A 21838-nucleotide genomic window follows, 5' to 3' on the forward strand; every position below is an offset into this window, starting at 1 on the left:
CCCCGGAAACTTCCGGCGGCCCCGGTTGGGGCCTACAGCGGCACAAGTTGAAACTTCGTGCCGCTGACGCGAAGCGGGCATTGGCTGCGCTGGTCCTCGCGGCCACGCTGCTGTCCGGCCCCCTGGCCCGCGCCGTGCAGCCGGACGAGATGTTGGCCGACCCGGCCATGGAGGCTCGGGCGCGCGCCATTTCCAAGGATTTGCGCTGCCTGGTCTGCCAGAACCAGTCCATCGACGACAGCGACGCGCCCCTGGCCCGCGATCTGCGCCTGCTGCTGCGCGAGCGGCTGGTGAAGGGCGATACGGACGCCCAGGCCGTGGCCTACCTGACCGACCGCTATGGCGACTACGTCCTGCTGCGCCCGCCGGTGCGGCCGGCCACATATCTGCTGTGGTTCGGGCCCTTCGTCCTGCTGGTCGGGGGTGGCGGCATCCTGCTGTGGCGGGGCCGGCGCGGGTCGTTGGGGGCGGAGGCGGTGGCGCCGCCCCTGACGGCGGAGGAAAAGGCCCATTTGGCCCTGCTGATGCGTGATGAGGACGAAGGGAAGGGGCGGCCATGATGGCGTTCTGGATCGCCGCCGCCCTGCTGACGGCGGGTGTCCTGCTGGCGCTGCTGCGCCCGCTGATGGTGGCGCGCAAGGCGGAGGCCGGTGGCTCGCCCGAGGTCGACATCTATAAGGATCAGCTGGCGGAAATTGAGCGCGACGTGGCGCGCGGCCTGCTGACCGACGACCAGGCGGCCGCAGCACGGACGGAGGTCAGCCGGCGCCTGCTGGCGGCCGACGCGCGCGCGAAGTCGGCACCGGCGGCGCCCGCGATGCCGGCGAAGCCTTCCCGCAAGCTGGCCACGGCGCTCATGGCCGCCGTGCCGCTGCTGGCCATGGGCATCTACCTGCGCCTGGGCAGCCCCGACCTGCCGGGTCAGCCGGCGGGGGCGCGCACCGACCAGACCGCCGGCGTGCAGGCCCAGGCGGTGTTGAAGACCCTGCTGACCCGGGTCACCGAGAACCCCAGGGATCTGGAGGCGTGGAAGGCCCTGGCCACCGCCCAGGGCATGACCGGCCAGAACGACAAGGCCGCCGCCTCCTGGGCCAAGGCCGTGGACCTGGCCCCGGACGACGCCAACCTGCAGGCCTCGCGCGCCGAGGCGCTGGTGCTGTCGGCCGATGGCGTGGTGGGGCCGGAAGCCAAGCAGGCGCTGGCCAAGGCCCTGGCGCTGAACCCCAAGGAACCCCGCGCGCGCTACTACGACGGCTTGGCCGTGCGCCAGGCGGGCGACCTCAAGGGCGCCATCACCCGCTGGTCCGCCCTGCTGTCGGAAAGCCCGGCCGATGCCCCCTGGGTGCCCTTCCTGCGCGGACAGCTGGGTGAAACGGCGACCGAGGCCGGCATGGACCCGGCGGCGGTGACGCCGCAGCCCCTCCCGCCCGCAGGGCCCCCGGCTGGTCCGCCCGTCGGTCCGGCGCTCAACGCCACCGCGCCCGGCCCGACGGCGGACGACATCGCCGCCGCCTCCACCCTGTCCAGCGGCGATCGCAACGCCATGATCCAGGGCATGGTCCAGCGCCTGGCCGACCGGCTCAAAACCCAGCCCGACGATGCCGAGGGCTGGTCGCGCCTGGCCCGCGCCTATCGTGTCCTGGGGCAGAACGACAAGGCGGCGGAGGCCGAGGCCAACGCCAAGCGCTATGGCGGCGGCACCGCCGGCGCGCCCGCTGGCGCCGTTCCACCCGGCATGCCCGACCCCGCCACCATGACGCCGGAACAGCGGTCGGCCACGGTGAAGTCGCTGTTGGCCCAGTTCCAGGCGGCGGCGGAGAAGGAGCCGGACAAGCCAGAGGGCTGGGCACGCCTGGCTCAGGCCTATGAGGCGACGGGCGACGTGGCCAAGACGCGGGAGGCGTGGGCCAAGGCCGTGGCCGCCGCGCCCGACGATGCCGAGATCAACCTGGCCTACGCCCGCGTGCTGCTGCCAGCCGACGGCGGCCATCCGCCGCCGGCCTTCTTCACCGCCCTGCGGGTGGTGCTGAAGTCCTCCCCCAACAACCCCCAGGCCCTGTGGTACCTGGGCCTGGACGCGGTGGAGGGGGGACGCAAGGCCGAGGCCAAGGATCTGTGGGGGCGTCTGCTGCCCCTGCTGCCCGAGGGCTCCGACGATCGCAAGGAGCTGGAGGGACGGCTGAAGGCGCTGGGCTCCTGAGTCGTTTAGCGGCTTGATCCTACAGGGGTAATCCCAAGGTGCGGCGCGGGGTGCGGCTGGTGCGACACCCTATCCCTCGGGTTGGTGCCAAGGGCGGTGCAAACCACAGGTGAATGACCTAAAGTGCGGGTATTGCCCCGTTTCGCCGGCGCCGCCCTATCCTTGCGGCATACGGCCCCGTCTCAGGATCCCCTTTCCGCGATGAACGAATCGTCCCCCTTGCCTTCCGCCGCCGGTCTGGCCGGCGTGGTGGATGAGCATCTCCGGTGGATCGGTCAGTGGCACCGCGCGGCCTTCTTCAACTTGGGCGATGGCGCCCCCCTGCCCACGCCGGTGGCTTTCCCCGCCTGGGTGCGCGGCGCTTCTGGCAGCGAGCTGGCGGACCAGCCGGCCATCGACCGCCTGATCTCCCTGCACGACCAGATGCACCGCATGGCCCGTCTGGTGCACATGCGGGCCTGCGAGGGCCAGCCGCCGTCGCTGGCCGCCTACGAGGCGGTGATCGAGAAGTTCGACGAGTTCATGCTGCTGCTGCGCCGTATCGAACGGGCGTTCAGCGTGGCCGGCAGCGGCATCGACCCGCTGACCGGCCTGCGCAACCGCACCGGCCTGCGCGAGGAGATGGAGCGCGAGGTCAACCGCTACCGCCGCACCGGCCGGCCGTTCTGCGTGGCGCTGTGCGACCTCGACAAGTTCAAGTCGGTCAACGACACCTATGGGCATGAGGCCGGCGACCGCGTGCTGATGGCAGCGGCCGGTGCGGTGAACCAGGGCATCCGCAGCTTCGACGAGGCCTTCCGCCTGGGGGGCGAGGAAATCCTGATCCTGCTGAAGGACGCCACCATCATGGACGGCTACGCCGTGGTGGAACGGTTGCGGCAGGATATGGAGACGCTGTCGGTCGCCATCGGCGGCGGGCGCGCCATCCGCTTCACCGCCAGCTTCGGCCTGGCCGAGGCGCGGCCGGACTGCGATCCGGAGGACTTGGTGGCGGAGGCCGACGCCGCCCTCTACACCGCCAAGCGCCAGGGCCGCAACCAGGTGGTGCGCGCGACCCCGCCGGTGTGAGCCGGGCCTGGCGACACATGCGCCCCCATCCCGCGTCCCGGCCCCGCATCTTGGCCCCGCGCACCTGCCATGAGGCTTGACCGCTTGGTCAGGATCGCCCGCCTGGGGTAACCGGTCGCCTCATTCGGGCGGTCGGACCCCGTTCCTCGCGTCGCCATGGTGGCGCTTGGCCGCCGGGTCCGCTAGCTTGGAACCAATTCCACCGCTTATATCCCTGGTCCTGCCGCCCATGCGCACCGTCCCCGAATTCCCCAACCTGTTCATCGCCGACCATCCGCTGATCCAGCACAAGCTGTCGCACATGCGGGACAAGCGGCGGTCCACCATGGGCTTCCGCCAGCTGCTGCGCGAGATCGCCCTGCTGATGGGCTATGAGCTGACGCGCGACCTGCCGTTGACCACGGAACGGATCGAGACGCCGCTGGTGGAAATGGACGCGCCTGTGATCGAAGGCAAGAAGGTCGCCGTCGTTCCCATCCTGCGCGCCGGCCTGGTGATGGCCGAGGGATTGCTGGAGCTGATGCCCGGCGCGCGCGAAGGCCACATCGGCCTCTACCGCGACCATGAGACCAAGCAGCCGGTGGAATACTTGGTGAAGCTGCCGGCCGCGGCCGGCCGCACCTTCATCCTGGTCGATCCCATGCTGGCCACCGGCAACTCCGCCGTGCACGCGGTCGACGTGCTGAACCGCCACGGCGTGGCCGATGACCAGATCCGCTTCATGGCCCTGGTGTCGGCGCCGGAAGGCGTGCGCGTCTTCCACGACGCCCATCCGGAGGTGAAGGTCTACACCGCCGCCCTGGACAGCCACCTGACCGACGACGCCTACATCGTTCCCGGCCTGGGTGACGCGGGCGACCGGTTGTTCGGGACGAAGTAGCATCGGGCCCTTTGAAAGGCGCCGGTGGGCCTACGCTCACCGGCATTTTCATTCGTTTACTGATTTCGCCCCGTTTTCGATCTCCGCCAGGCAATGGGCGCAGACACAACTCCGACCAGGCAGCGCGTCGTAGGCTGCCTCGAACCTTTCCATCCGACCGTCGGTCGACACGACAATGTCTTGGATGGGCAACTGGCTTAGGCTGCTGAAGGTTTCGAACCCAAGGACATTGTAACACTCCTGGCAAACCAGCAGGGTGTTCAGGATGGTAAGGCGATGGCCGGTGGGTGCCTTCCCGTCGCCGATCTGGCGGGCGATATGTCCGCAGGTCTCGACGAATCCGCCGCGTCCGTGCTTTTCATAAATCAAGATGCCCATTAGCGCGGTCCTTACTCCGCCGGCGGGATCACCAGGATCTTGTCGATGCGGCGGCCGTCCATGTCCACCACCTCGAACCGGTATCCCGCGTGGCTGATGCCTTCGCCCACGCGGGGCAGGTGGCCCAGCTTGAACAGCAGGAAGCCAGCCAGGGTCAGGTAATCGCCCCCATCGCGCAGGCCCGGCAGATCCAGGACGTGCGACGCCTCATCGATGTCCATGCGGCCGTCGATCAGCATGGACCCGTCCTCGCGCCGCACGAACTCATCCTCGTCGACGTCGTGCGCCTCGGGCAGATCGCCGGCGATGGACTCGAGGATATCGGTCAGGGTGACGATGCCCTCGGCGCTGCCGTACTCGTCCACCACCAGGGCCATCTGCTGGCCGGAGGAGCGGAACAGTTCCAGCAGGCGCATGACCTGGGTGCCGTCGTGGACGATCAGGGCGGGGTTGGCCAGCTTGCCCAGATCCGGCGTCTCGCCCGCCAGCACGGCGTCCAGCACGGCCTTGGCGTGCAGCACGCCCACCACCTCGTCCAGGCTGCCGCGGCAGATGGGGAAGCGGCTGTGGTGGCTTTCCTGGATTTCCTTGGTCAGCTGGTCGACGCTGTCGTTCAGGTCCAGCCACATGACGTCCAGGCGCGGGGTCATGATGGCGCGCGCCGGCCGGTCGGACAGGCCCAGCACGCCTTCGATCATGCGCTTCTCCTCCGGCTCGAACACGCCGGCGGCGGTGCCCTCCGCGATCAGGCTCTTCACCTCTTCCTCGGTGACGGCGTTCTCCGGCTTGCCGGCGGCGCCGAACAGCTTCAGCACCAGCTCGGTGGCGGCCCCCAGGAACCAGGCCACGGGCGATGCCACGCGCGACAGGCCCAGCAGGAAGGGCGCGGTCAGCACGGCGATGCGCTCGGTCGCGAACAGGGCCAGGCGCTTGGGCACCAGTTCGCCCACGATCAGCGACAGCAGGGTGATGCACACCACCACCAGGGCCACGGCGATGCTGTCGGCGTGCGGCGCCAGGGCCGGGATGGTCGCCAGGCTTTCCGCCAGCGGGCCCGACAGGGTGGCGCTGCCGAAGGCACCTTCCACGATGGCGATCATGGTGATGCCGATCTGCACCGTGGACAGGAAGTGCGAGGGGCTTTCCTGCAGGGCCAGGGCCGTGCGGGCCCCGCGTTGCCCCTTCTCCGCCAGCGCGGTCAGCCGGCTGCGCCGGGCGGACAGGACGGCCAGTTCGGACATGGCGAAAAAGCCGTTCAGCAGGATCAGCAGAACCAGGATGGCGACTTGCAGGTAAAGCATCAGGGCGGCGTCGGAGCCTGTCGGGAAAGGAAGGTACACGCGGCACGATAGCATGGACGGACAGTCTGTCGCGTCCCACCATCACAGGGGCGCCTAAGTTTTACGGCTTATGCCTTCAAAACGGCGGCGGGACCAGGGGCGCGGCCATGACGTTTTCGCGACCATCGCCCCGTCCGCCGCAAGCGTCTTGATTCCCGTGCGGACTCGTATTATCTCCGCTAGCACTCACCGGGGTTGAGTGCTAACAGCAGGCTCGACCCCATCGCTTTTGCCTTTTAAGGGAGAGACCCTATGAAGTTCCGTCCGCTGCACGACCGCGTGGTGGTGCGCCGCGTCGAGAGTGAGCAGAAGACCGCCGGCGGCATCATCATCCCCGACACCGTCAAGGAAAAGCCCCAGGAGGGCGAGGTCGTCGCCGTGGGCCCCGGCGCCCGTGACGAGCAGGGCAAGCTGATCGCCCTGGACGTGAAGGCTGGTGATCGCGTGCTGTTCGGCAAGTGGTCCGGCACCGAGGTCAAGATCGATGGGGGCGAATACCTCATCATGAAGGAATCCGACATCCTGGGCATCGTCGCCTGATTGGATGACCGGGCTGGCTGACCCTGCCGGGTCGCCGCCCTGTCGTGTTCCCCTCAAAGCCATCGCGGGCCTCACGAGGCCCCGGAAATTCAAGGAAGAGAGATTATGGCTGCCAAGGAAGTGAAGTTTGGCGTCGACGCCCGCAACCGCATGCTGCGCGGCGTGGACATCCTGGCCGACGCCGTGAAGGTGACCCTGGGCCCCAAGGGCCGCAACGTCGTCATCGAGAAGAGCTTCGGCGCCCCGCGCATCACCAAGGACGGCGTCAGCGTCGCCAAGGAGATCGAGCTGTCGGACAAGTTCGAGAACATGGGCGCGCAGATGGTGCGCGAAGTGGCCTCGAAGACCAACGACATCGCCGGTGACGGCACCACCACCGCCACCGTGCTGGCCCAGGCCATCGTGCGCGAAGGCGCCAAGGCCGTGGCCGCCGGCCTGAACCCGATGGACGTGAAGCGCGGCATCGACCTGGCGGTGACCGCCGTCATCAACGACATCAAGGGCCGCTCCAAGAAGATCTCGACCAACGCCGAGATCGCCCAGGTCGGCACCATCTCCGCCAACGGCGAGGCCGAGATCGGCGAGATGATCGCCCGCGCCATGGAAAAGGTGGGCAACGAGGGCGTCATCACGGTGGAAGAGGCCAAGAGCTTCGACACCGAGCTGGAAGTCGTCGAGGGCATGCAGTTCGACCGCGGCTACCTGTCGCCGTACTTCGTGACCAACGCCGACAAGATGACGGCCGAGCTGGAAAGCCCCTACATCCTGCTGCACGAGAAGAAGCTGGGCAGCCTGCAGCCCCTGCTGCCGGTGCTGGAAGCCGTCGTGCAGTCCGGCCGTCCGCTGCTGATCGTGTCGGAAGACGTGGAAGGCGAGGCGCTGGCCACGCTGGTGGTGAACAAGCTGCGCGGCGGCCTGAAGATCGCCGCCGTGAAGGCCCCGGGCTTCGGCGACCGCCGCAAGGCGATGCTGGAGGACATGGCCATCCTGACCGGTGGCCAGGTCATCTCCGAAGACCTGGGCATAAAGCTTGAGAACGTGTCGCTGGACATGCTGGGCACCGCCAAGAAGGTGGTGATCACGAAGGACGCGACCACGATCGTGGACGGCGTTGGCGCCAAGGCCGACATCGAGGCCCGCATCGGCCAGATCAAGGCGCAGATCGAGGAGACCACCTCGGACTACGACCGTGAGAAGCTGCAGGAGCGTCTGGCGAAGCTGGCGGGCGGCGTTGCCGTCATCCGCGTCGGCGGCGCCACCGAGGTCGAGGTGAAGGAGCGCAAGGACCGCGTTGACGACGCCATGCACGCCACCCGCGCCGCGGTGGAAGAGGGCGTGGTGGCCGGCGGCGGCACCGCCCTGCTGTACGCGACCAAGGCCCTGGACGGCCTGAAGCCGGCCAACGACGACCAGCGCGTGGGCGTGGACATCATCCGCAAGGCCCTGCAGGCCCCGGTGCGCCAGATCGCCTTCAACGCCGGCACCGACGGTTCCATCGTCGTCGGCAAGCTGCTGGACCAGTCCAGCGCCGACTTCGGCTACAACGCCCAGACCGGTGAGTTCGGTGACATGTTCGCCTTCGGCGTCATCGACCCGACGAAGGTGGTCCGCACCGCCCTGCAGGACGCGGCCTCCGTGTCCGGCCTGCTGATCACCACCGAGGCGATGGTCGCCGAGAAGCCCGAGAAGAAGGCCGCTCCGGCCGGCGCCCCGGGCATGGGTGACATGGACTTCTAATTCGTCCCCCAAGACGAATCGGAAATGAGGGGGCCGGCTTCCGAAAGGGGGCCGGCCCTTTTCTTTGACGAAGGCGCATCCGCGCCTTCGATCCTCCCTTTTCAGTCCGCTGACGCTCCCCGAAAAGGTCCGGCGGCTGCGGTCGCAGCCTAGGCGCCACGCGCCATGATGCTTCAGCCATATTTGGGTGGATGAGCTGTCATGGCCTTTCGGCGGGCTTGGCAGCGGGGGTGCGGCGGGGTTTCATCAGGGGCCCATCCAACCCCGCGTGACAGGCGGTGCGCCCATGGCCTTGCTCGACGGTTTCACCCATCACCGCATCGCCACCGGCACGGTGGACATCCATGTGGCCCAAGGGGGGCCAGAGGGCGGGGGGCCGCCCCTGCTGCTGTTGCACGGCTTTCCCGAGACGCACGCCATGTGGCGCCTGGTGGCGCCGGATCTGGCGCGACGGTACACGGTGGTCGCCGCCGACCTGCGCGGCTACGGTGACAGCGACAAGCCGGCCGACGCGGGCGACACCGGGCACGCGCTCTATTCCAAGCGGGCGATGGCGGCGGACATGGTGGCGGTGATGGCCGCGCTGGGCCATCCCCGTTTCCGCCTGGCGGCGCACGACCGGGGCGCCCGCGTGGCCCATCGCCTGGCGCTGGACCATCCGGAGACGGTGGAGCGGCTGTGCCTCATGGATATCGTGCCCGGCTCCGTCGTCTACGGCACGGTGGACCAGCGGGTGGCCACCGCCTATTGGCACTGGTTCTTCCTGATCCAGCCGGCGCCGTTTCCGGAACGGCTGCTGGGCCTGGACGCGGAATTCGTGCTGGCCAGCGCGCTGCGCGGCCTGTCGCCTCAGGCGGGTCAGGGGGAGGCGTCACCGTTTCCGCCGGCGGTCATGGCGGAGTATCTGCGCTGCTTCCGCAATCCGGCGACCCTGCACGCGATGTGCGAGGACTATCGCGCCGGCGCCGGCATTGATCTGGCGCATGAGGCCGAGGATCGGCGGCTGGGCCGGCGCATCCAGTGCCCGACCCTGGTGTTATGGGGAAAAAACGGCCTGGTCGGCCGCGCCTACGACCCGCTGGCGGTGTGGGGTGAGGTCTGCCGCGATCTCCAGGGCGAGGCCCTGGACTGCGGCCACTTCCTACCGGAAGAGCGCCCGCAGGATGTCCTGCGCGCGCTCTTGGATTTCATGGGATAGGGACCAGGCTTACTTCCAGTCCCACCTAAATCCCTTCCCAGGCCGCGGCTGCGGCCGCTGGCGCTTGAGGCAACCGCTCAATGCACCCGCTGCGGTTCCATGTCGTGCTGGCGGACGGAGGCCAGCGCCACCTCGGGGGAGGCGGCCACGGCCAGCGGCGTGCCGTCGGCGGCGTGGATGGCGTAGCCCAGGATGCCCTGTGTCAGCACCGGCTTCACATAAGCCAGGACGTTCACGCCGAAGGCGGCGAAGTCCTGGGTGGACAGGTGGCGCAGGGCGTCGGGGCTCAGCGTCTGGAATTCGGCGTCGAAGCTGTCGGTCATGATGTCACTCGCTTTTCGCAACGTGAGGAAAGACAGGCTTTTGGAAGCCCTGTCAGGGTGAAGGCGGAAAGTGGCCCGATCTGGGATCAAGCGGGGTTTTTATGGGGCGGGGCTTTTATCGGGCGAAACGTCGATGGTTTGGGGCTCGGGCGTGCCCTCGCCGGCGCCGCTGATCTTGATGGTGCGCACCTTGGGCTCAGGAATCGGCCGGCGCAGGTCGATGTGCAGCAGGCCGTTGTCCAAGCTGGCGCCCAGAACCTCGATGCCGTCGGCCAGGACGAAGCTGCGCTGGAACTGCCGGGCGGCGATGCCGCGGTGCAGGTAGATGCGCGACTTGTCGTCCTGCTGGCGGCCACGGATGATCAGCTGGTTGTCCTCCGTCTGCACCTGCAGGTCGTCGAAGGTGAAACCGGCCACGGCCAGGGAGATGCGCAAGCCGTCTTCACCGACCTGCTCGATATTATAGGGGGGATAGCCCTCGGCGGCGGACTTGGAGATCCGGTCGAGCGTGCGCTCGAACTGGTCGAAACCCAGCAGGAAGGGGCTGTTCAGGAACGAGACGCGGGTATTCATGATGTCGGCAACCTCCTCCAACGAGCGAGTATGCGGGGGCGGCCTCCGCGCCGGGCTCCATCCGAACCCGGTGCCTTCGGCCCGCTGCTCGGCGGCCCGGAACGGCACCGCCTACGGGATACATGGGTACCCCCTCCCACGGTTCAAGACAAGCGCCGGCGCGCGGGTGGGCTTGAGGGCCGTGAGGAATCGGGGCGGGACATGATGCGGCGCGCACCTCCTGTGATCACCATCATGGCAGAGTGGGCGCATGCCTTTCGGTCAGGGGATAAGGACCGGATCCAGATACCCCCAGAATCTGTGGATAAGTCTGTGAAAGGGTGGTGCCGGGGCCAGGAGTCCCGGGGCTCTGCGCCCTTTGCCCAAGAAATAGGCAATAACATCAAGCTATTGAAATTAAACAATATTAACGGCAATACGTTTGCGCTACCGGGGGTATTTCCTTATCGCGAAGGGCCATGGCGGGCCCTCATTCGACCTTGACAGGCTTGTGGACCGTCAGGCAGCCGGCCCATCGTCGGGGAGCGCGGGGTTTCCTTGAGGCTAGGCCCTCCGTCAGGGGATTCGAGTCGCGGCGCCTTAGGTTTTCCCTGCCGTTGGTAGGGGTTTATCTCCGGCGTCGCGCTTGATCAACCGCCGGGGTCATGACACAAGCATTGCGATCTACCATTCTGGCTTACCGCCTTTTTCGAGGTGACCCATGCGTCGTCTGTTCGTGGCCCTTGTTCTCGGTCTGCTGGTCGTGGCGCCCGCCGGCGTTGGCGTACGGTCCGCCTGGGCCCAGTCGGGCGGCTTCGGTTTCGCCGATGAGACGCCCATCACCTTGAACGTGGCCGAGATCGAGGTGGTGAACGACTACGTGTCGCCCATGAAGCCGCCCAACATCGAATACCAGCTGCAGCTGACCCCGGCCGAGGTGGTGCGCCTGTGGGTGCAGGATCGGCTGAAGGCCGCCGGCTCCAGCGGCAAGGCCCGGGTCGTCATCAAGAACGCCAGCATCGTGGAAGTGAACCTGCCGCGCACCACCGGCGTGAAGGGGTGGTTCACCACGGACCAGTCGCAGCGCTATGACGGCCGTGTGGAGGTGGAGATCCAGGTGGACATGCCGGCCAAGGGCTATGCCGGCAGCACTTCGGTGGTGGTGACCTCCAGCCAGTCGGTGTCCGAGGACGTGACCCTGAACCAGCGGGAAAAGACCTGGTCGCAGCTGGTGCGCGACATGGCCCGCGACATGGACGCCCAGCTGGCCAAGGGCATACGCGACAACCTGTTCGCGGCTATGATTCTCTGAGTTCCTCAGGCGCCGGCAAGGCCGTTCGGCCCTTTGGCTATCCTCGCGTTTCAGTCCGCTTCGCTTCCCAAAACGCTCCGGCGGCCGCAGTCGCGGCCTAGGAAAAGGGTGATGGGACTGGCGATGGCGCAAAGGAAAAGGCCGGTGGCGCTGGGGGCGCCGCCGGCCTTTTTCATTGGTGTTGGGGCTCGGGCCTCAGAACATGCTCCCGGCCGGGCTGGGGGTGCCGATCATGGCCAGGAACTCGCGACGGGTGCTGGGGTCGTTGCGGAAGGCGCCCAGCATGCGGCTGGTGACCATGGACACGCCGGGCTTGTGCACGCCGCGGGTGGTCATGCACTGGTGCGCCGCCTCGATCACCACGGCCACGCCCAGGGGCTGCAGCACCTCGTCGATGGTGTTGGCGATCTGCGAGGTCATCTTCTCCTGGATCTGCAGGCGCTTGGCATAGACCTCCACCACCCGCGCCAGCTTGGAGATGCCGACCACGCGCGACCGGGGCAGGTACGCCACGTGGGCCACGCCGATGATGGGCACCATGTGGTGCTCGCAATAGCTCTCGAAGCGGATGTCGCGCAGCACGACCATCTCGTCGTAGCCGTCGGTCTCCTCGAAGGTGCGGGCCAGCAGCTCCATGGGGTCGGAGGCATAGCCGGCGAAGAATTCCTCATAGCTGCGCACCACGCGGTCGGGCGTGCCCAGCAGGCCTTCGCGCGTGGGGTCGTCGCCCGCCCAGCGCAGCAGGGTGCGGACCGCCTCCTCCGCTTCCTCCCGGCTGGGGCGGCCTTGGGCGACCACGGTGCGGCGTCCGTGGACCGGCCCGGCCACGATCTTGTCGGCAGGGGTGTTTTTGGCGTGGGTCACGGTGTTTCTCCCTCGGGCGGGCTGGCTTGGTTGGCGTGGGGGCTGTCTCGCCCCGGAGTCGGTTTGTGCGGTCGGGTATGTACAAGCGCCGCGCGGGGCCGTCTGTGACAGCGGCCGGGCTGCTCTTGTGGCTCTATCTACGAGCGGGCGCGGCTGTCAGTTCAGCGCCCCGCGTTCATGGGGGCTATCCAGCGAGAAGGCGGGGATGCGCACGTCGAAACGGCTGCCGTCCGTGCGCTCCATCTGATAGCTGCCGACCATGATGCCCGACGGGGTGCTCAGCGGCGTGCCGCTGGTGTATTCGAAGGATTGGCCGGGGCTCAGCACCGGCTGTTCCCCCACGACGCCGGCGCCCCGCACCTCCTGCACCCGGCCGCGGGCGTCGGTGATGTGCCAATGGCGGCTGCGCAGCTGCACCGTCTCACCGCCGGTGTTCTCGATTCGCACGGTGTAGGCCCAGACGTAGTGGCCTTCCCCCGGGGACGATTGGTCCTCCAGGAATTCGGGGCGCACGCTGACCCGGATGGCGTGGGTGGTTTCACTGTACATCGAACATGTCTTTCAGGGCGTTCTTCCCGTGTCGGCGGCCGGCGGCTGGTTCACCCAGCGCCCGGTTGGTCCGCGACAAAATCTCCTGTCCCATCCTTCTTAGGCCTGTTCGCCGCCAATCTCCAGGGTCTTGGGCCGCAGGGAGGGGCCGCAGGGAGGGGCGCCAGGGGCGGCGGCGGGGCAGGGCGCGTCCAGCAGCCCACGGGGCGCTCCAGGGCGGGGGGCTGGGGCGGCGTGCGCGGGGTGACGGTTCCAGCATTGCCGCCAGCGGGATGCCGACCCCGGCCCAGTGCGGATCAGGCCCGAAAAACACGCTTGCGCCCGGGGGGGCTTGGCCTCATATAGGCCGTCAGGTGCAACTACCGACGGCGCGTTACATGTACGCCAGCCTCCTCCTTCGACGACGATCCTCCGGTCGCCTGCCATGCGGGCGACAGGGTCGTATCACGGCCGGATGCTGACGCGTCGCCCCACTCCTGGCGACGCCCCTCGGTTCCGGTCTCTAGGCGCCCACCGCGCCATCGTTTTAGAGAACCGGGACACCCCAATCGTATGATCCTGACGACTGAGCTGCCGGCGCACGCCGGCGCCATCGAACGCCTGCTCGACACCGCCTTCGGACCGAAGCGCAAAGCCAAGACCGTTTACCGCTTGCGCCGTGGTGTCGCGCCCGTGGCCGACCTGTGCATGGTGGCGCTGGATGAAGAGGCGCCGGGCTACTCCGCCGCCCAGCCGCGCCTGGTGGCGTCCATCCGCTACTGGCCGGTGATGGCCGCCGACGGCACCATGACCCTGATGCTGGGCCCTATCGCCGTGGCCGAGGATTACCGGTCCGCCGGCCTGGGCGGCCAGCTGATCCGCGCCAGCCTGGCCCGGGCCGAGGCGTTGGGTTACGCCAGCGTCCTGCTGGTGGGCGACGCCCCCTACTACAACCGCTTCGGCTTCACCCGCCAGCCGGTGCTGGGCCTGAAGCTGCCGGGCCCGGTGGAACTGGACCGCTTCCTGGGCCTGGAGTTCATCCCCGGCTCGCTCAGCAACGCCCACGGCATGTTGGGCCGTCCCCCGGTCACCCGCACCGCCGCGCCAGCCGCGACGGCCGAAACCGCCACGGCCGAAACCGGCGTGGCCAAGCTGGCCCGCCCGCGCCGGAGGGCGGTTCGCTGAACCGTCCGGCCCCCCGGCCAATTGCAACGGCCGGGACCCATGACCGTGTCCCTCCAAGGCCGTTATGTCCCGCGTTTCCAGGCGGCACTCGCACTGCCGCTTGAACGCCGCCCCGGAAAGCCCTATAAGCTCCTTCCCGGCGCGGGTGTAGCTCAATGGTAGAGCAGAAGCTTCCCAAGCTTACGACGAGGGTTCGATTCCCTTCACCCGCTCCAGTTCCGGCCGCCGGCCATATCCCCGATAGGACCATTTCGCGGCCATCCGACGCGCGGGCCTTGAAGCCCGCCGCCTCACTGCCGCGACGGTTCCTTCCCACATTACAAGTGTGTAACCCGGTTGGGCGCTGGTCGCTTTCCCGTTGAATCGGCGGGCCAGTGGGACAATATGGAAATCGCGGCCCATGGGGGTCGCCTGGGTTTAACCTGGGATCATTCGAGGAACGTCATGGCTATTGGACCCTACAATCGTTTTGCGTCGAGCACCGGCGCTTACGACCGGGCCCTGTTCGATGAGGGCCTGCGCCAGCATATGCTGCGCGTTTTCAACTACATGACTGTCGGCCTGATCGTCACCGGCCTTGTCGCCTTCTTCGGGGCCCAGTCCCCGGCCCTGGTGGCGGCCATCTTCGGCACGCCGCTGAAGTGGGTGGTCATGCTGGCCCCGATCGGCTTCGTGTTCGCCCTGTCGGCCGGCATCAACCGCATGTCCTCGGGCACGCTGCGCACCGTCTTCTTCGCCTACTGCGCCGTCATGGGCCTGTCGCTCATGAGCCTTTTCCTGGTGTTCACCGGCGCCAGCATCGCCCGCGTGTTCTTCATCTCGGCCGCCACCTTCGCCGGCGCCTCGCTGTACGGCTACACCGCCAAGCGTGACCTGACGCAGTTCGGCTCGTTCCTGATCATGGGCGTCATCGGCCTGGTCATCGCCAGCCTGGTCAACATCTTCCTGGCCTCCAGCGCGCTGCAGTTCGCGGTGTCGGTGCTGGGCGTGCTGATCTTCACGGGCCTGACCGCCTATGACAGCCAGCGCATCAAGGAGATGTACGCCGAGTCCTGGGGTGTCGAGGCCAACACCAAGCTGGCCGTCATGGGCGCGCTGAGCCTGTACCTCGACTTCATCAACATCTTCATCTCCCTGATGCAGCTGATGGGCGACCGCCGCAACTAAGCGGAACCCATCATCGACCAAAGGGTTGAGGGGCCGTCCGGGAAACCGGGCGGCCCTTTCCTTTTGGCGCCGCCGCCGGTCATGATCGGCGGCGTCCTGTTCTCCGCCCCGGAGGTTCGCCGCCATGATCTTCCTCTACACCGATTTCGGCTGGTCCGGCCCTTATGTCGGCCAGATGCGGGCGGTGCTGGCGGCCCGCGCGCCGGCGGGCACAACCATCATCGACCTGATGCACGACGCCCCCGCCTTCGATCCCCTGGCCGCCGGCCGCGTGCTGGCCGCCATCCTGCCGGCCACCCTGGCGGCCCTGCCGCACACCACCGTGCCGGCCGTCTTCCTGGCCGTGATCGATCCCGGCGTGGGCACGGAGCGCCGCCCCCTGGCCGTGCGGCTGTCCGGTGGCCAGGGTCGCCCCCAGGGGCGCCCCGTCTGGCTGGTGGGCCCGGACAACGGCCTGTTCCAGCCGTTGATCGCCGACACCACCGCCACCGGCGGCCTGGCCGAGGCGTGGGAGATCACCTGGCGGCCCGACGCCCTGTCCGCCTCCTTCCACGGCCGTGACCTGTTCGCGCCCGTGGCGGCCTTGGCCGTGGAAGGACGGGAACCGGGGGACTGGGTCCGGCCCCTGGCCTTGACGGATCTGGTGGGGGCGGCGCCATTGGGTGGAACAGGGGAGGGCGGGGCCGCCGACCATGGCCGCATCCTCTACATCGACAGCTACGGCAACGGCTGGACCGGCCTGCGTCCCGCCGGGGTGCTGGACGGCACCGTCGCGTCCGATGCCCGGCTGTGGGTGGGCGGCCCCGGCGGCGGCCAGGCGGTGGGGCCCGCCCGCACCTTCGGCGCCGTGCCCCGGGGCACCGCTTTCTGGTACGTGAATTCCAGTGGCCTGGTGGAGATCGCCGTGAACCAGGGCCGCGCCGACGAGGCGCTGGGCTTCACCCTCGGCTCCCCCATCGGCGTGCGCGCGCCCTACATCAAGCTGTAGGCGCCCACATGCTGAGGCCGAATATAGGACGCGACCGCGTCCGCCGGAAATTTCCGGGGAGCCGCAGGCGGACTGGAAATTGAGGACAAGCCAAGGACCGGATGGTCCGCCGGCGTTTGAGGGACATAAACCTCAGTGCGCCGTGGGCACCACCGTCGCCTCATCCATCAGCGCCAGGAAGGGCAGGTCGCTGGGCTGGTTGCCATAACCCCAGCGGCGCCCATAGGGGCCCGTCTCCTCCATCCACAGGGCCAGGCGCCGCGCCTTCTCCGCGCGCACGCAGTTGCCGGCCACCATCTCGCCCGTCAGCAGGCCGTCATCGCCCACCGCCATCTCGGTGCCCAGCAGGTCATGCACCGGCAGGTCGGCCAGCAGGGCCGGCATGTACAGGGTGAGCGCGCCGGTGGCCACCAGGATGCGGTGGCCTTGGTCGGCGTGGCGCATCAGGGTATCGCGCAGGGGAGTATGCCAGCGGACCCAGGCCCCCATCTCCGCCGCCGCTTCGCGCGCCCGCTCCAGCGGCACGCCGGCCAGGCAGCGGCGCAGCAGCCGGCGTTTGAACGCCGTCTTGAAATCATCATCCGCGTCGTTGGCATGGCCGCCCTTCACCAGGGCTTCCCGAGGGGGGAGGCGGCTGGCCAGGGGGCGAACCGGCAGCCGGCGCGACGCGGCACCGGCCACGCTGCCGGCCAGGTGGCGGCGCAGGGTCTCGCCCCCCGCCACCCGCGCCAGGAAGGGCAGCAGGCTGTCGCCCCGCGCCAGGGTGCCGTCGAAGTCGAACACCGCCAGGCCCGGCAAGTCGCTCTCCGGCGGGATATCGCCCGGGCTGGCGGCGACGGTCAGGGCGGCGGTGGATTGGGACATGGACGGCATTAGGCTCTGGGGCAGGCGGATGGGGCCAGGCGGATGGGGCGGGTAGATAGGGTGGGCGGACGGGGACGGCAACCCCCGGTTCATCCGCGCCATAAAACGGGGTGGGCGGCTTCCTCTCAAGTGGTTTTCGCGTTAAGTGTCGGCCTTTCCGCTCAAGACCGACGGCAGCCCCATGATCACCACCCCCACGGCCCCCATCACCCTAGCCGCCGCTACCCCGGACGCGGGGACCAAGCCCTATAAGATCATCATCGACACCGATCCCGGCCAGGACGACGCCGTGGCCATCCTGCTGGCCTTGGCCAGCCCGGAGGATGTGGAGGTGCTGGGCATCACCGCCGTGGCGGGGAACGCGCCCCTGCCGTGGACGGAGAAGAACGCCCGCCGGGTGTGCGAGCTGGCGGGCCGGCCGGACGTGAAGGTGTACGCCGGCTGCGACCGGCCCATGGTGCGCCTGTTGCACACGGCGCCGGAGGTGCACGGCGACACCGGCCTGGACGGTCCGGTCCTGCCCGAGCCCACCATGCCGCTGCAGGCGCAGCACGCGGTGGATTTCATCATCGAGACGGTGATGCGGGAGGAACCGGGCACCGTCACCCTGTGCCCCCTGGGCCCGCTGACCAACGTGGCCCGCGCCCTGGTGAAGGAACCGGCCATCGCCACCCGCCTGCGCCAGATCGTGCTGATGGGCGGCGCGCAGATGGAGGGGGGCAATTCCACCCCCTGCGCCGAGTTCAACATCTATGTCGACCCGCACGCCGCCGACATCGTCTTCAAGTCGGGCGTGCCCATCGTCATGTTCCCGCTGGACGTCACCCACCAGGTGCTCACGGCGCGCCGCCATATGGACCGCATCCAGGCCGTGGGCAACCGTGTGGCCCAGGCGACGTACGAGATGCTGGACTTCTATCAGCGCTATGACGAACACAAGTACGGCACCGACGGCGGCCCGCTGCACGACCCCTGCGTCATCGCCTGGCTGATCCGGCCGGGGATCTTCGAGGGCAAGACCGTGAACGTGGAGATCGAGACCGGCAGCCCGCTGACCACCGGCCAGACGGTCATCGACCGCTGGAACACCACCGGTCGGCCGCGCAACGCCACCGTCATGCTGAAGGCCGACAGCGACGCTTTCTTCGACCTGCTGGTGGAGCGGCTGCGGCGCTTTGGCTGAGGCCCAGCGCGCCTTGGCCCAGCGCGTCCTGACGACGACAGATCGGCAATAGTTGCCGATCTGTCGGAATCTTTTGCCTGGACCGCTATGGGTCAGGGGCATGCTTGGCCCGCCTTCATGCCGGGGAAACCGGCGGGCCGCCTGGGTTTTCACGGGTGAAGGCGGCGGCCCGGGCCTTGCTTGGGAACAGAGGGTCAGCCATGGCCGCCTGCGGGCGCCATGGGGATCGCGTCGTTCCACTCCCGGGGCCAAGGGACCGAAGACCATGTCGTTCCTGAACACCAGCAACCACACCCAGTCCGCGGCCAACGCCTATGGCGGTTTCGGCGCCGCGGGCAGCGGGGGCGTCAGTCCGGCCGGCTCGCAGAGCGCCCTGTCCGTCAGCCAGACCGACAGCGCCTTCGCCGACCTGCTGAAGGGTGACGACGATCCGCAAACCATGCTGAAGGACATGACCACTGGCGGCTACCAGGGGTATTGGTCCTATCAGATCAAGCAGATGAAGCAGAAGATCGCCGAGGACACGCTGCAGTCCAAGGGGCTGACCGCCCAGGACGTGTCCAACCTGCCCGCCGACCAGCGCGCCGACCTGGAACGCCAGATCATGCGCGAGGTGGAGCAGAAGGTCCGGCAGATGACCGCCTCCGGCAAGGATGGCAAGAGCGGCGTGCAGGACGCCACCCAGACGGCGGCCGATGGCGGCGGCCAGACCGGCTTCGGCAGCCAGATGGCCGCCAACAGCAACCAGACCGGCGCCCGCAGCGGCGTGCCCATCGCGGGCGGCGACACTCTGCAGGGCATCCTGGCCGCCCAGGAAATGAACGCGTAGTCATCCCTGGCGCCGGCGGCGCCTTCGCTCATCTCACGCCAGATCGACGGGCCCGCCCCAGCGCAGGGTGGTGACCAGGCGGCCGGCGGTGCCGTCCTCCAGCAGGATGCGTTCCCAGCGCATGCGGCTGCGGCGGATCAGCAGGTCGGGGCGGTGGTTGGTCTCGGTCTCCAGGTCCAGCACGCCGTCCGGCCGGTCGTACCAGCCGGCGCCGGCCAGGCCGGCTTCGGCGTCCAAAATCTGCGGCGTGGCATAGGACAGCAGGGGCCTGCCCAGCACCGTGCTGGCCGACACCGTCCATTCCGCCTCGCGCGCCGCGGACGCCGCCAGCAGGCGGTGGCTGCGATCGCAGATCAGATGCACCGGATCGCGGGAACGCCGCACCAGCCGCTTCAGGGCGGCATCCTGGCCCGGCCGGCCCGGGCTCAGCAACGCGGCGATGCGGGCGGCGTGCCGTTCATCCGGCCAGGCGAGGCCCCGTTCCCAGCGCGACACGGTGGCCTGGGTCACGCCCAGCAGCTCGGCCACGTGGCCCTGCTTCAGGCCGCGCAAGCGGCGCAGGCGGCGCAAGTCCCGGCCCACGGTGTGGCGCTCAACGGTGTGGCTGGCCGATCGTCCCTCCATGCCTGTCTCCCAAAAACGCCGCCCAAAAACGAAGGGGCGACCCGAAGGCCGCCCCATCATACCAGACCCAGGCGTCCCGGCCGCTCAGTGCGACTTTCCGCTCTGGATGGTGCCGGCGATGGAGCCACCGTCGGCGATGCTGATGCGGCCGTAACGGATGGTGCCGTCGACTTGGCCGGTTTCACCGATGGACAGGGTGCCCGTCACCTCGATGGTGCCGGTGGCGCGGCCGGAAACCTTCATGCTTTCCACCACGGCGGTGCCCTCGAAGTGGCCACCCTCGGCCACCTCCAGCACCTTCACCTCGTTCAGCGTCACATCGACCAGGCGGCCGGCGACATGCAGGGTGTGGCAGTGGGAGATCTTGGCGCCCTCGATACGGGCCTCGGGCGAGATGGTGGTGACCCCGCCGCCCAGGTCGGGCGTCGATTCCGTCTGCGGTCCGCCGTTCAGGCCCGGCCGCAAAAAGCTGCGCGGATCGAGGATGTCACTGGCCATCGGTCCCCCTCATAGTCCGGCGCGGGCCGGAACCTGGAAATATCCGGCGCGGGCCGGAGGTCGGAAAATTCCTGGTCCGGCTGGCGCGCATTCCCCACGACACGCCGCCGCCCCCGCCGAAACGGGGCGGACACTGCAAAACTCTTAAGCGTTTCTGAGGCTTTTCGCAACATCTCCCGGGTTGGGGGCACAGCGCGCGTCTCCCTGTCTCCACCGGCGCGCATGCGTCCCGTACCCCTAGTGCATGGCAGGGAGCCCGCAGGATAGGGCGGGTTGCGATTGACGGAGGGCCGGCGGCACACAATAGTCGGCGGTTCCGAACCCCCGTTGGCGGGCCGGGGGTGGCCCTGGTTTTATGATAATTCCGTGTAACGCGCCTCAAGAAATAAAGGAGTGTCTGGCCGTGATTCCTGTCGTGATGCCGACCTATTCCCGGATCGACGTTGTGTTCGAGCGGGGTGAGGGCTGCTTCCTTTACGACACCACCGGCCGACGATTCCTGGATTTCACCAGCGGCATCGCGGTGAACGCCCTCGGCCACGCCCATCCCTACCTGGTGGAGAAGCTGACCGAGCAGGCGCACAAGCTGTGGCACACCTCCAACCTGTTCCGCGTGGCGGGGCAGGAGAAGCTGGCCAGCCGCCTGCGGGAACTGACCTTCGCCGACACCATGTTCTTCACCAATTCCGGCGTCGAGGCGTGGGAATGCGGCGTGAAGCTGGTGCGCAAGTACCACTATGAAACCGGCCATCCGGAGAAGACGCGCTTCATCGTCGCCGGCGGCAACTTCCACGGCCGCACCATGACGGCCATCGCCGCCAGCGGCCAGGACAAGATGGTGAAGGGCTTCGGCCCCCTGTTGGACGCTTTCGACCGGGTCGCCTACGACAACCTGAACGAGTTGCGCGCCGCCATCACGCCGCAGACGGCCGCCATCCTGGTGGAGCCCATCCTGGGCGAGGGCGGCATGCGCCCGGCCAGCCTGGATTACCTGCGCGCCCTGCGCGCCATCTGCGACGAGTACGGCCTGCTGCTGTATTTCGACGAGATCCAGAGCGGCATGGGCCGGTCGGGCAAGCTGTTCGCCCATGAATGGGCTGGCGTCACCCCGGACGTGATGTGCATCGCAAAGGGCATCGGCGGCGGCTTCCCGCTGGGCGCGTGCCTGGCCACCGAGAAGGCGGCCCAGGGCATGGTGGCCGGCACCCATGGCAGCACCTTCGGCGGCAACCCGTTGGCCATGGCCGTCGGCAACGCCGTGCTGGACGTGATGACGCAGCCGGGCTTCCTGGACAACGTCATCGCCAAGGGCGTCCTGCTGCAGGGCAAGCTGGAAGAGCTGGTGGCGCGCCACCCCACCGTGCTGGACAGCGTGCGCGGCAAGGGCCTGATCCTGGGCGTCAAGTGCGTGACGCCGGTGGGCGACCTGGTCACCGCGTTGCGTGACAACGGCATGCTGGTGGTCTCCGCCGCCGACAACGTCGTCCGCATTCTGCCGCCGCTGATCGTTGGCGAGGCCGAGATCAACGAGGCCGTGGCCATCCTGGACCGCACCTGCGCGGCCCTGGCGGCCTGAGGGG

Annotated in this window: 23 protein-coding genes and 1 tRNA gene; 15 read left to right on the forward strand and 9 right to left on the reverse strand. The window is 68.5% G+C overall.

What is annotated here, in order from left to right; all coding sequences use genetic code 11:
• Positions 1–80: 80 nt before the first annotated feature.
• From UAJ10_RS12465 to upp, 4 genes are all read left to right on the forward strand, one after another.
• Positions 81–560, forward strand: a complete 480-nt coding sequence (locus tag UAJ10_RS12465; protein WP_322915653.1) for a cytochrome c-type biogenesis protein — start codon at positions 81–83, stop codon at positions 558–560.
• The gene (ccmI, locus tag UAJ10_RS12470; protein ID WP_322915654.1) at positions 557–2200 is read left to right on the forward strand and encodes a c-type cytochrome biogenesis protein CcmI; all 1644 of its coding nucleotides are present in this window, start codon (positions 557–559) and stop codon (positions 2198–2200) included. The genes UAJ10_RS12465 and ccmI overlap by 4 nt, the downstream gene beginning before the upstream one ends.
• Positions 2201–2401: 201 nt before the next feature.
• Positions 2402–3268 carry a diguanylate cyclase gene (locus tag UAJ10_RS12475; RefSeq protein ID WP_322915655.1) on the forward strand — a complete coding sequence of 289 codons (867 nt, stop codon included), beginning with the start codon at positions 2402–2404 and terminating at the stop codon, positions 3266–3268.
• Between the two features lie 229 nt (positions 3269–3497).
• Positions 3498–4148, forward strand: coding sequence for a uracil phosphoribosyltransferase (gene upp / locus UAJ10_RS12480; protein WP_145750921.1), 651 nt, complete (start codon positions 3498–3500; stop codon positions 4146–4148).
• Between the two features lie 48 nt (positions 4149–4196).
• On the opposite strand, the gene UAJ10_RS12485 is transcribed toward upp, so the two are convergent.
• Both UAJ10_RS12485 and UAJ10_RS12490 read right to left on the reverse strand, forming a co-directional pair.
• Complete coding sequence (locus UAJ10_RS12485) at positions 4197–4526, reverse strand: hypothetical protein (RefSeq protein WP_322915656.1); 330 nt, start codon at positions 4524–4526, stop codon at positions 4197–4199.
• Positions 4527–4537: 11 nt separating this feature from the next.
• On the reverse strand, positions 4538–5827 hold the full coding sequence (locus UAJ10_RS12490; protein WP_322915657.1) for a hemolysin family protein: 1290 nt from the start codon (positions 5825–5827) through the stop codon (positions 4538–4540).
• A gap of 291 nt (positions 5828–6118) precedes the next feature.
• Between UAJ10_RS12490 and groES the strand changes: the two genes are divergently transcribed.
• The 3 genes from groES (at position 6119) to UAJ10_RS12505 (ending at position 9341) form a co-directional block, all read left to right on the forward strand.
• Positions 6119–6406, forward strand: coding sequence for a co-chaperone GroES (gene groES / locus UAJ10_RS12495; protein ID WP_322915658.1), 288 nt, complete (start codon positions 6119–6121; stop codon positions 6404–6406).
• Between the two features lie 105 nt (positions 6407–6511).
• Entirely contained in the window at positions 6512–8143 is a 1632-nt protein-coding gene (gene groL, locus UAJ10_RS12500; protein WP_145734844.1) for a chaperonin GroEL, read from the forward strand.
• 286 nt (positions 8144–8429) lie between these two features.
• The gene (locus UAJ10_RS12505; protein WP_322915659.1) at positions 8430–9341 is read left to right on the forward strand and encodes an alpha/beta fold hydrolase; all 912 of its coding nucleotides are present in this window, start codon (positions 8430–8432) and stop codon (positions 9339–9341) included.
• Positions 9342–9418: 77 nt separating this feature from the next.
• On the opposite strand, the gene UAJ10_RS12510 is transcribed toward UAJ10_RS12505, so the two are convergent.
• On the reverse strand, positions 9419–9664 hold the full coding sequence (locus UAJ10_RS12510; protein WP_322915660.1) for a DUF1150 family protein: 246 nt from the start codon (positions 9662–9664) through the stop codon (positions 9419–9421).
• 99 nt (positions 9665–9763) lie between these two features.
• Positions 9764–10237, reverse strand: a complete 474-nt coding sequence (locus UAJ10_RS12515) for an Hsp20 family protein (protein WP_145750917.1) — start codon at positions 10235–10237, stop codon at positions 9764–9766.
• Between the two features lie 700 nt (positions 10238–10937).
• On the opposite strand from UAJ10_RS12515, the gene UAJ10_RS12520 reads away from it, so the two are divergent.
• A complete protein-coding gene (locus tag UAJ10_RS12520; RefSeq protein ID WP_322915661.1) occupies positions 10938–11528 on the forward strand; it encodes a hypothetical protein in 591 nt (196 codons plus the stop codon).
• A gap of 195 nt (positions 11529–11723) precedes the next feature.
• Here the strand turns inward: UAJ10_RS12520 and folE are convergent, their stop codons facing one another.
• Positions 11724–12359 carry a GTP cyclohydrolase I FolE gene (gene folE, locus UAJ10_RS12525; protein WP_322917316.1) on the reverse strand — a complete coding sequence of 212 codons (636 nt, stop codon included), beginning with the start codon at positions 12357–12359 and terminating at the stop codon, positions 11724–11726.
• Between the two features lie 189 nt (positions 12360–12548).
• Complete coding sequence (gene apaG / locus UAJ10_RS12530; protein WP_040848143.1) at positions 12549–12941, reverse strand: Co2+/Mg2+ efflux protein ApaG; 393 nt, start codon at positions 12939–12941, stop codon at positions 12549–12551.
• Positions 12942–13493: 552 nt separating this feature from the next.
• Here apaG and UAJ10_RS12535 point away from each other — a divergent pair.
• From UAJ10_RS12535 to UAJ10_RS12550, 4 genes are all read left to right on the forward strand, one after another.
• Positions 13494–14105, forward strand: a complete 612-nt coding sequence (locus UAJ10_RS12535; RefSeq protein WP_322915662.1) for a GNAT family N-acetyltransferase — start codon at positions 13494–13496, stop codon at positions 14103–14105.
• A gap of 141 nt (positions 14106–14246) precedes the next feature.
• A tRNA-Gly gene (locus tag UAJ10_RS12540) sits at positions 14247–14320 on the forward strand.
• A gap of 229 nt (positions 14321–14549) precedes the next feature.
• Positions 14550–15272 carry a Bax inhibitor-1/YccA family protein gene (locus UAJ10_RS12545; protein ID WP_004272069.1) on the forward strand — a complete coding sequence of 241 codons (723 nt, stop codon included), beginning with the start codon at positions 14550–14552 and terminating at the stop codon, positions 15270–15272.
• Between the two features lie 124 nt (positions 15273–15396).
• Entirely contained in the window at positions 15397–16260 is an 864-nt protein-coding gene (locus UAJ10_RS12550; RefSeq protein ID WP_322915663.1) for an SAM hydrolase/SAM-dependent halogenase family protein, read from the forward strand.
• A gap of 132 nt (positions 16261–16392) precedes the next feature.
• On the opposite strand, the gene UAJ10_RS12555 is transcribed toward UAJ10_RS12550, so the two are convergent.
• Positions 16393–17124 carry an HAD-IB family phosphatase gene (locus UAJ10_RS12555; protein WP_322915664.1) on the reverse strand — a complete coding sequence of 244 codons (732 nt, stop codon included), beginning with the start codon at positions 17122–17124 and terminating at the stop codon, positions 16393–16395.
• Between the two features lie 145 nt (positions 17125–17269).
• On the opposite strand from UAJ10_RS12555, the gene UAJ10_RS12560 reads away from it, so the two are divergent.
• Positions 17270–18307, forward strand: coding sequence for a nucleoside hydrolase (locus tag UAJ10_RS12560; RefSeq protein ID WP_322915665.1), 1038 nt, complete (start codon positions 17270–17272; stop codon positions 18305–18307).
• A 265-nt stretch (positions 18308–18572) separates the two neighbouring features.
• Positions 18573–19136, forward strand: coding sequence for a hypothetical protein (locus UAJ10_RS12565; protein WP_322915666.1), 564 nt, complete (start codon positions 18573–18575; stop codon positions 19134–19136).
• A gap of 33 nt (positions 19137–19169) precedes the next feature.
• On the opposite strand, the gene UAJ10_RS12570 is transcribed toward UAJ10_RS12565, so the two are convergent.
• Together UAJ10_RS12570 and UAJ10_RS12575 are read right to left on the reverse strand one after the other, a co-directional pair.
• Positions 19170–19760, reverse strand: a complete 591-nt coding sequence (locus tag UAJ10_RS12570) for a helix-turn-helix transcriptional regulator (protein WP_322915667.1) — start codon at positions 19758–19760, stop codon at positions 19170–19172.
• Positions 19761–19844: 84 nt separating this feature from the next.
• Positions 19845–20258, reverse strand: coding sequence for a bactofilin family protein (locus UAJ10_RS12575; protein WP_322915668.1), 414 nt, complete (start codon positions 20256–20258; stop codon positions 19845–19847).
• 403 nt (positions 20259–20661) lie between these two features.
• Between UAJ10_RS12575 and UAJ10_RS12580 the strand changes: the two genes are divergently transcribed.
• Positions 20662–21834 (forward strand): aspartate aminotransferase family protein, encoded by a 1173-nt coding sequence (locus tag UAJ10_RS12580; RefSeq protein ID WP_322915669.1) that lies wholly within the window; start codon positions 20662–20664, stop codon positions 21832–21834.
• Positions 21835–21838 lie beyond the last annotated feature (4 nt).

It is taken from the genome of Nitrospirillum guaranorum (genome assembly GCF_034653275.1).
Classification (GTDB): Bacteria; Pseudomonadota; Alphaproteobacteria; order Azospirillales; family Azospirillaceae; genus Nitrospirillum.

What these genes read in the sequence shown, in the direction of transcription:
- UAJ10_RS12535 (WP_322915662.1), top strand. Translation starts at nt 13,494, where the DNA reads ATGATCCTGACGACTGAGCTGCCGGCGCACGCCGGCGCCATCGAACGC.
- UAJ10_RS12490 (WP_322915657.1), bottom strand. Translation starts at nt 5,827, where the DNA reads ATGCTTTACCTGCAAGTCGCCATCCTGGTTCTGCTGATCCTGCTGAAC.
- UAJ10_RS12545 (WP_004272069.1), top strand. Translation starts at nt 14,550, where the DNA reads ATGGCTATTGGACCCTACAATCGTTTTGCGTCGAGCACCGGCGCTTAC.
- ccmI (WP_322915654.1), top strand. Translation starts at nt 557, where the DNA reads ATGATGGCGTTCTGGATCGCCGCCGCCCTGCTGACGGCGGGTGTCCTG.
- UAJ10_RS12505 (WP_322915659.1), top strand. Translation starts at nt 8,430, where the DNA reads ATGGCCTTGCTCGACGGTTTCACCCATCACCGCATCGCCACCGGCACG.
- UAJ10_RS12520 (WP_322915661.1), top strand. Translation starts at nt 10,938, where the DNA reads ATGCGTCGTCTGTTCGTGGCCCTTGTTCTCGGTCTGCTGGTCGTGGCG.
- UAJ10_RS12570 (WP_322915667.1), bottom strand. Translation starts at nt 19,760, where the DNA reads ATGGAGGGACGATCGGCCAGCCACACCGTTGAGCGCCACACCGTGGGC.
- UAJ10_RS12565 (WP_322915666.1), top strand. Translation starts at nt 18,573, where the DNA reads ATGTCGTTCCTGAACACCAGCAACCACACCCAGTCCGCGGCCAACGCC.
- UAJ10_RS12550 (WP_322915663.1), top strand. Translation starts at nt 15,397, where the DNA reads ATGATCTTCCTCTACACCGATTTCGGCTGGTCCGGCCCTTATGTCGGC.
- groES (WP_322915658.1), top strand. Translation starts at nt 6,119, where the DNA reads ATGAAGTTCCGTCCGCTGCACGACCGCGTGGTGGTGCGCCGCGTCGAG.
- UAJ10_RS12555 (WP_322915664.1), bottom strand. Translation starts at nt 17,124, where the DNA reads ATGTCCCAATCCACCGCCGCCCTGACCGTCGCCGCCAGCCCGGGCGAT.
- UAJ10_RS12475 (WP_322915655.1), top strand. Translation starts at nt 2,402, where the DNA reads ATGAACGAATCGTCCCCCTTGCCTTCCGCCGCCGGTCTGGCCGGCGTG.
- groL (WP_145734844.1), top strand. Translation starts at nt 6,512, where the DNA reads ATGGCTGCCAAGGAAGTGAAGTTTGGCGTCGACGCCCGCAACCGCATG.
- upp (WP_145750921.1), top strand. Translation starts at nt 3,498, where the DNA reads ATGCGCACCGTCCCCGAATTCCCCAACCTGTTCATCGCCGACCATCCG.
- UAJ10_RS12510 (WP_322915660.1), bottom strand. Translation starts at nt 9,664, where the DNA reads ATGACCGACAGCTTCGACGCCGAATTCCAGACGCTGAGCCCCGACGCC.
- UAJ10_RS12485 (WP_322915656.1), bottom strand. Translation starts at nt 4,526, where the DNA reads ATGGGCATCTTGATTTATGAAAAGCACGGACGCGGCGGATTCGTCGAG.
- UAJ10_RS12515 (WP_145750917.1), bottom strand. Translation starts at nt 10,237, where the DNA reads ATGAATACCCGCGTCTCGTTCCTGAACAGCCCCTTCCTGCTGGGTTTC.
- UAJ10_RS12575 (WP_322915668.1), bottom strand. Translation starts at nt 20,258, where the DNA reads ATGGCCAGTGACATCCTCGATCCGCGCAGCTTTTTGCGGCCGGGCCTG.
- apaG (WP_040848143.1), bottom strand. Translation starts at nt 12,941, where the DNA reads ATGTACAGTGAAACCACCCACGCCATCCGGGTCAGCGTGCGCCCCGAA.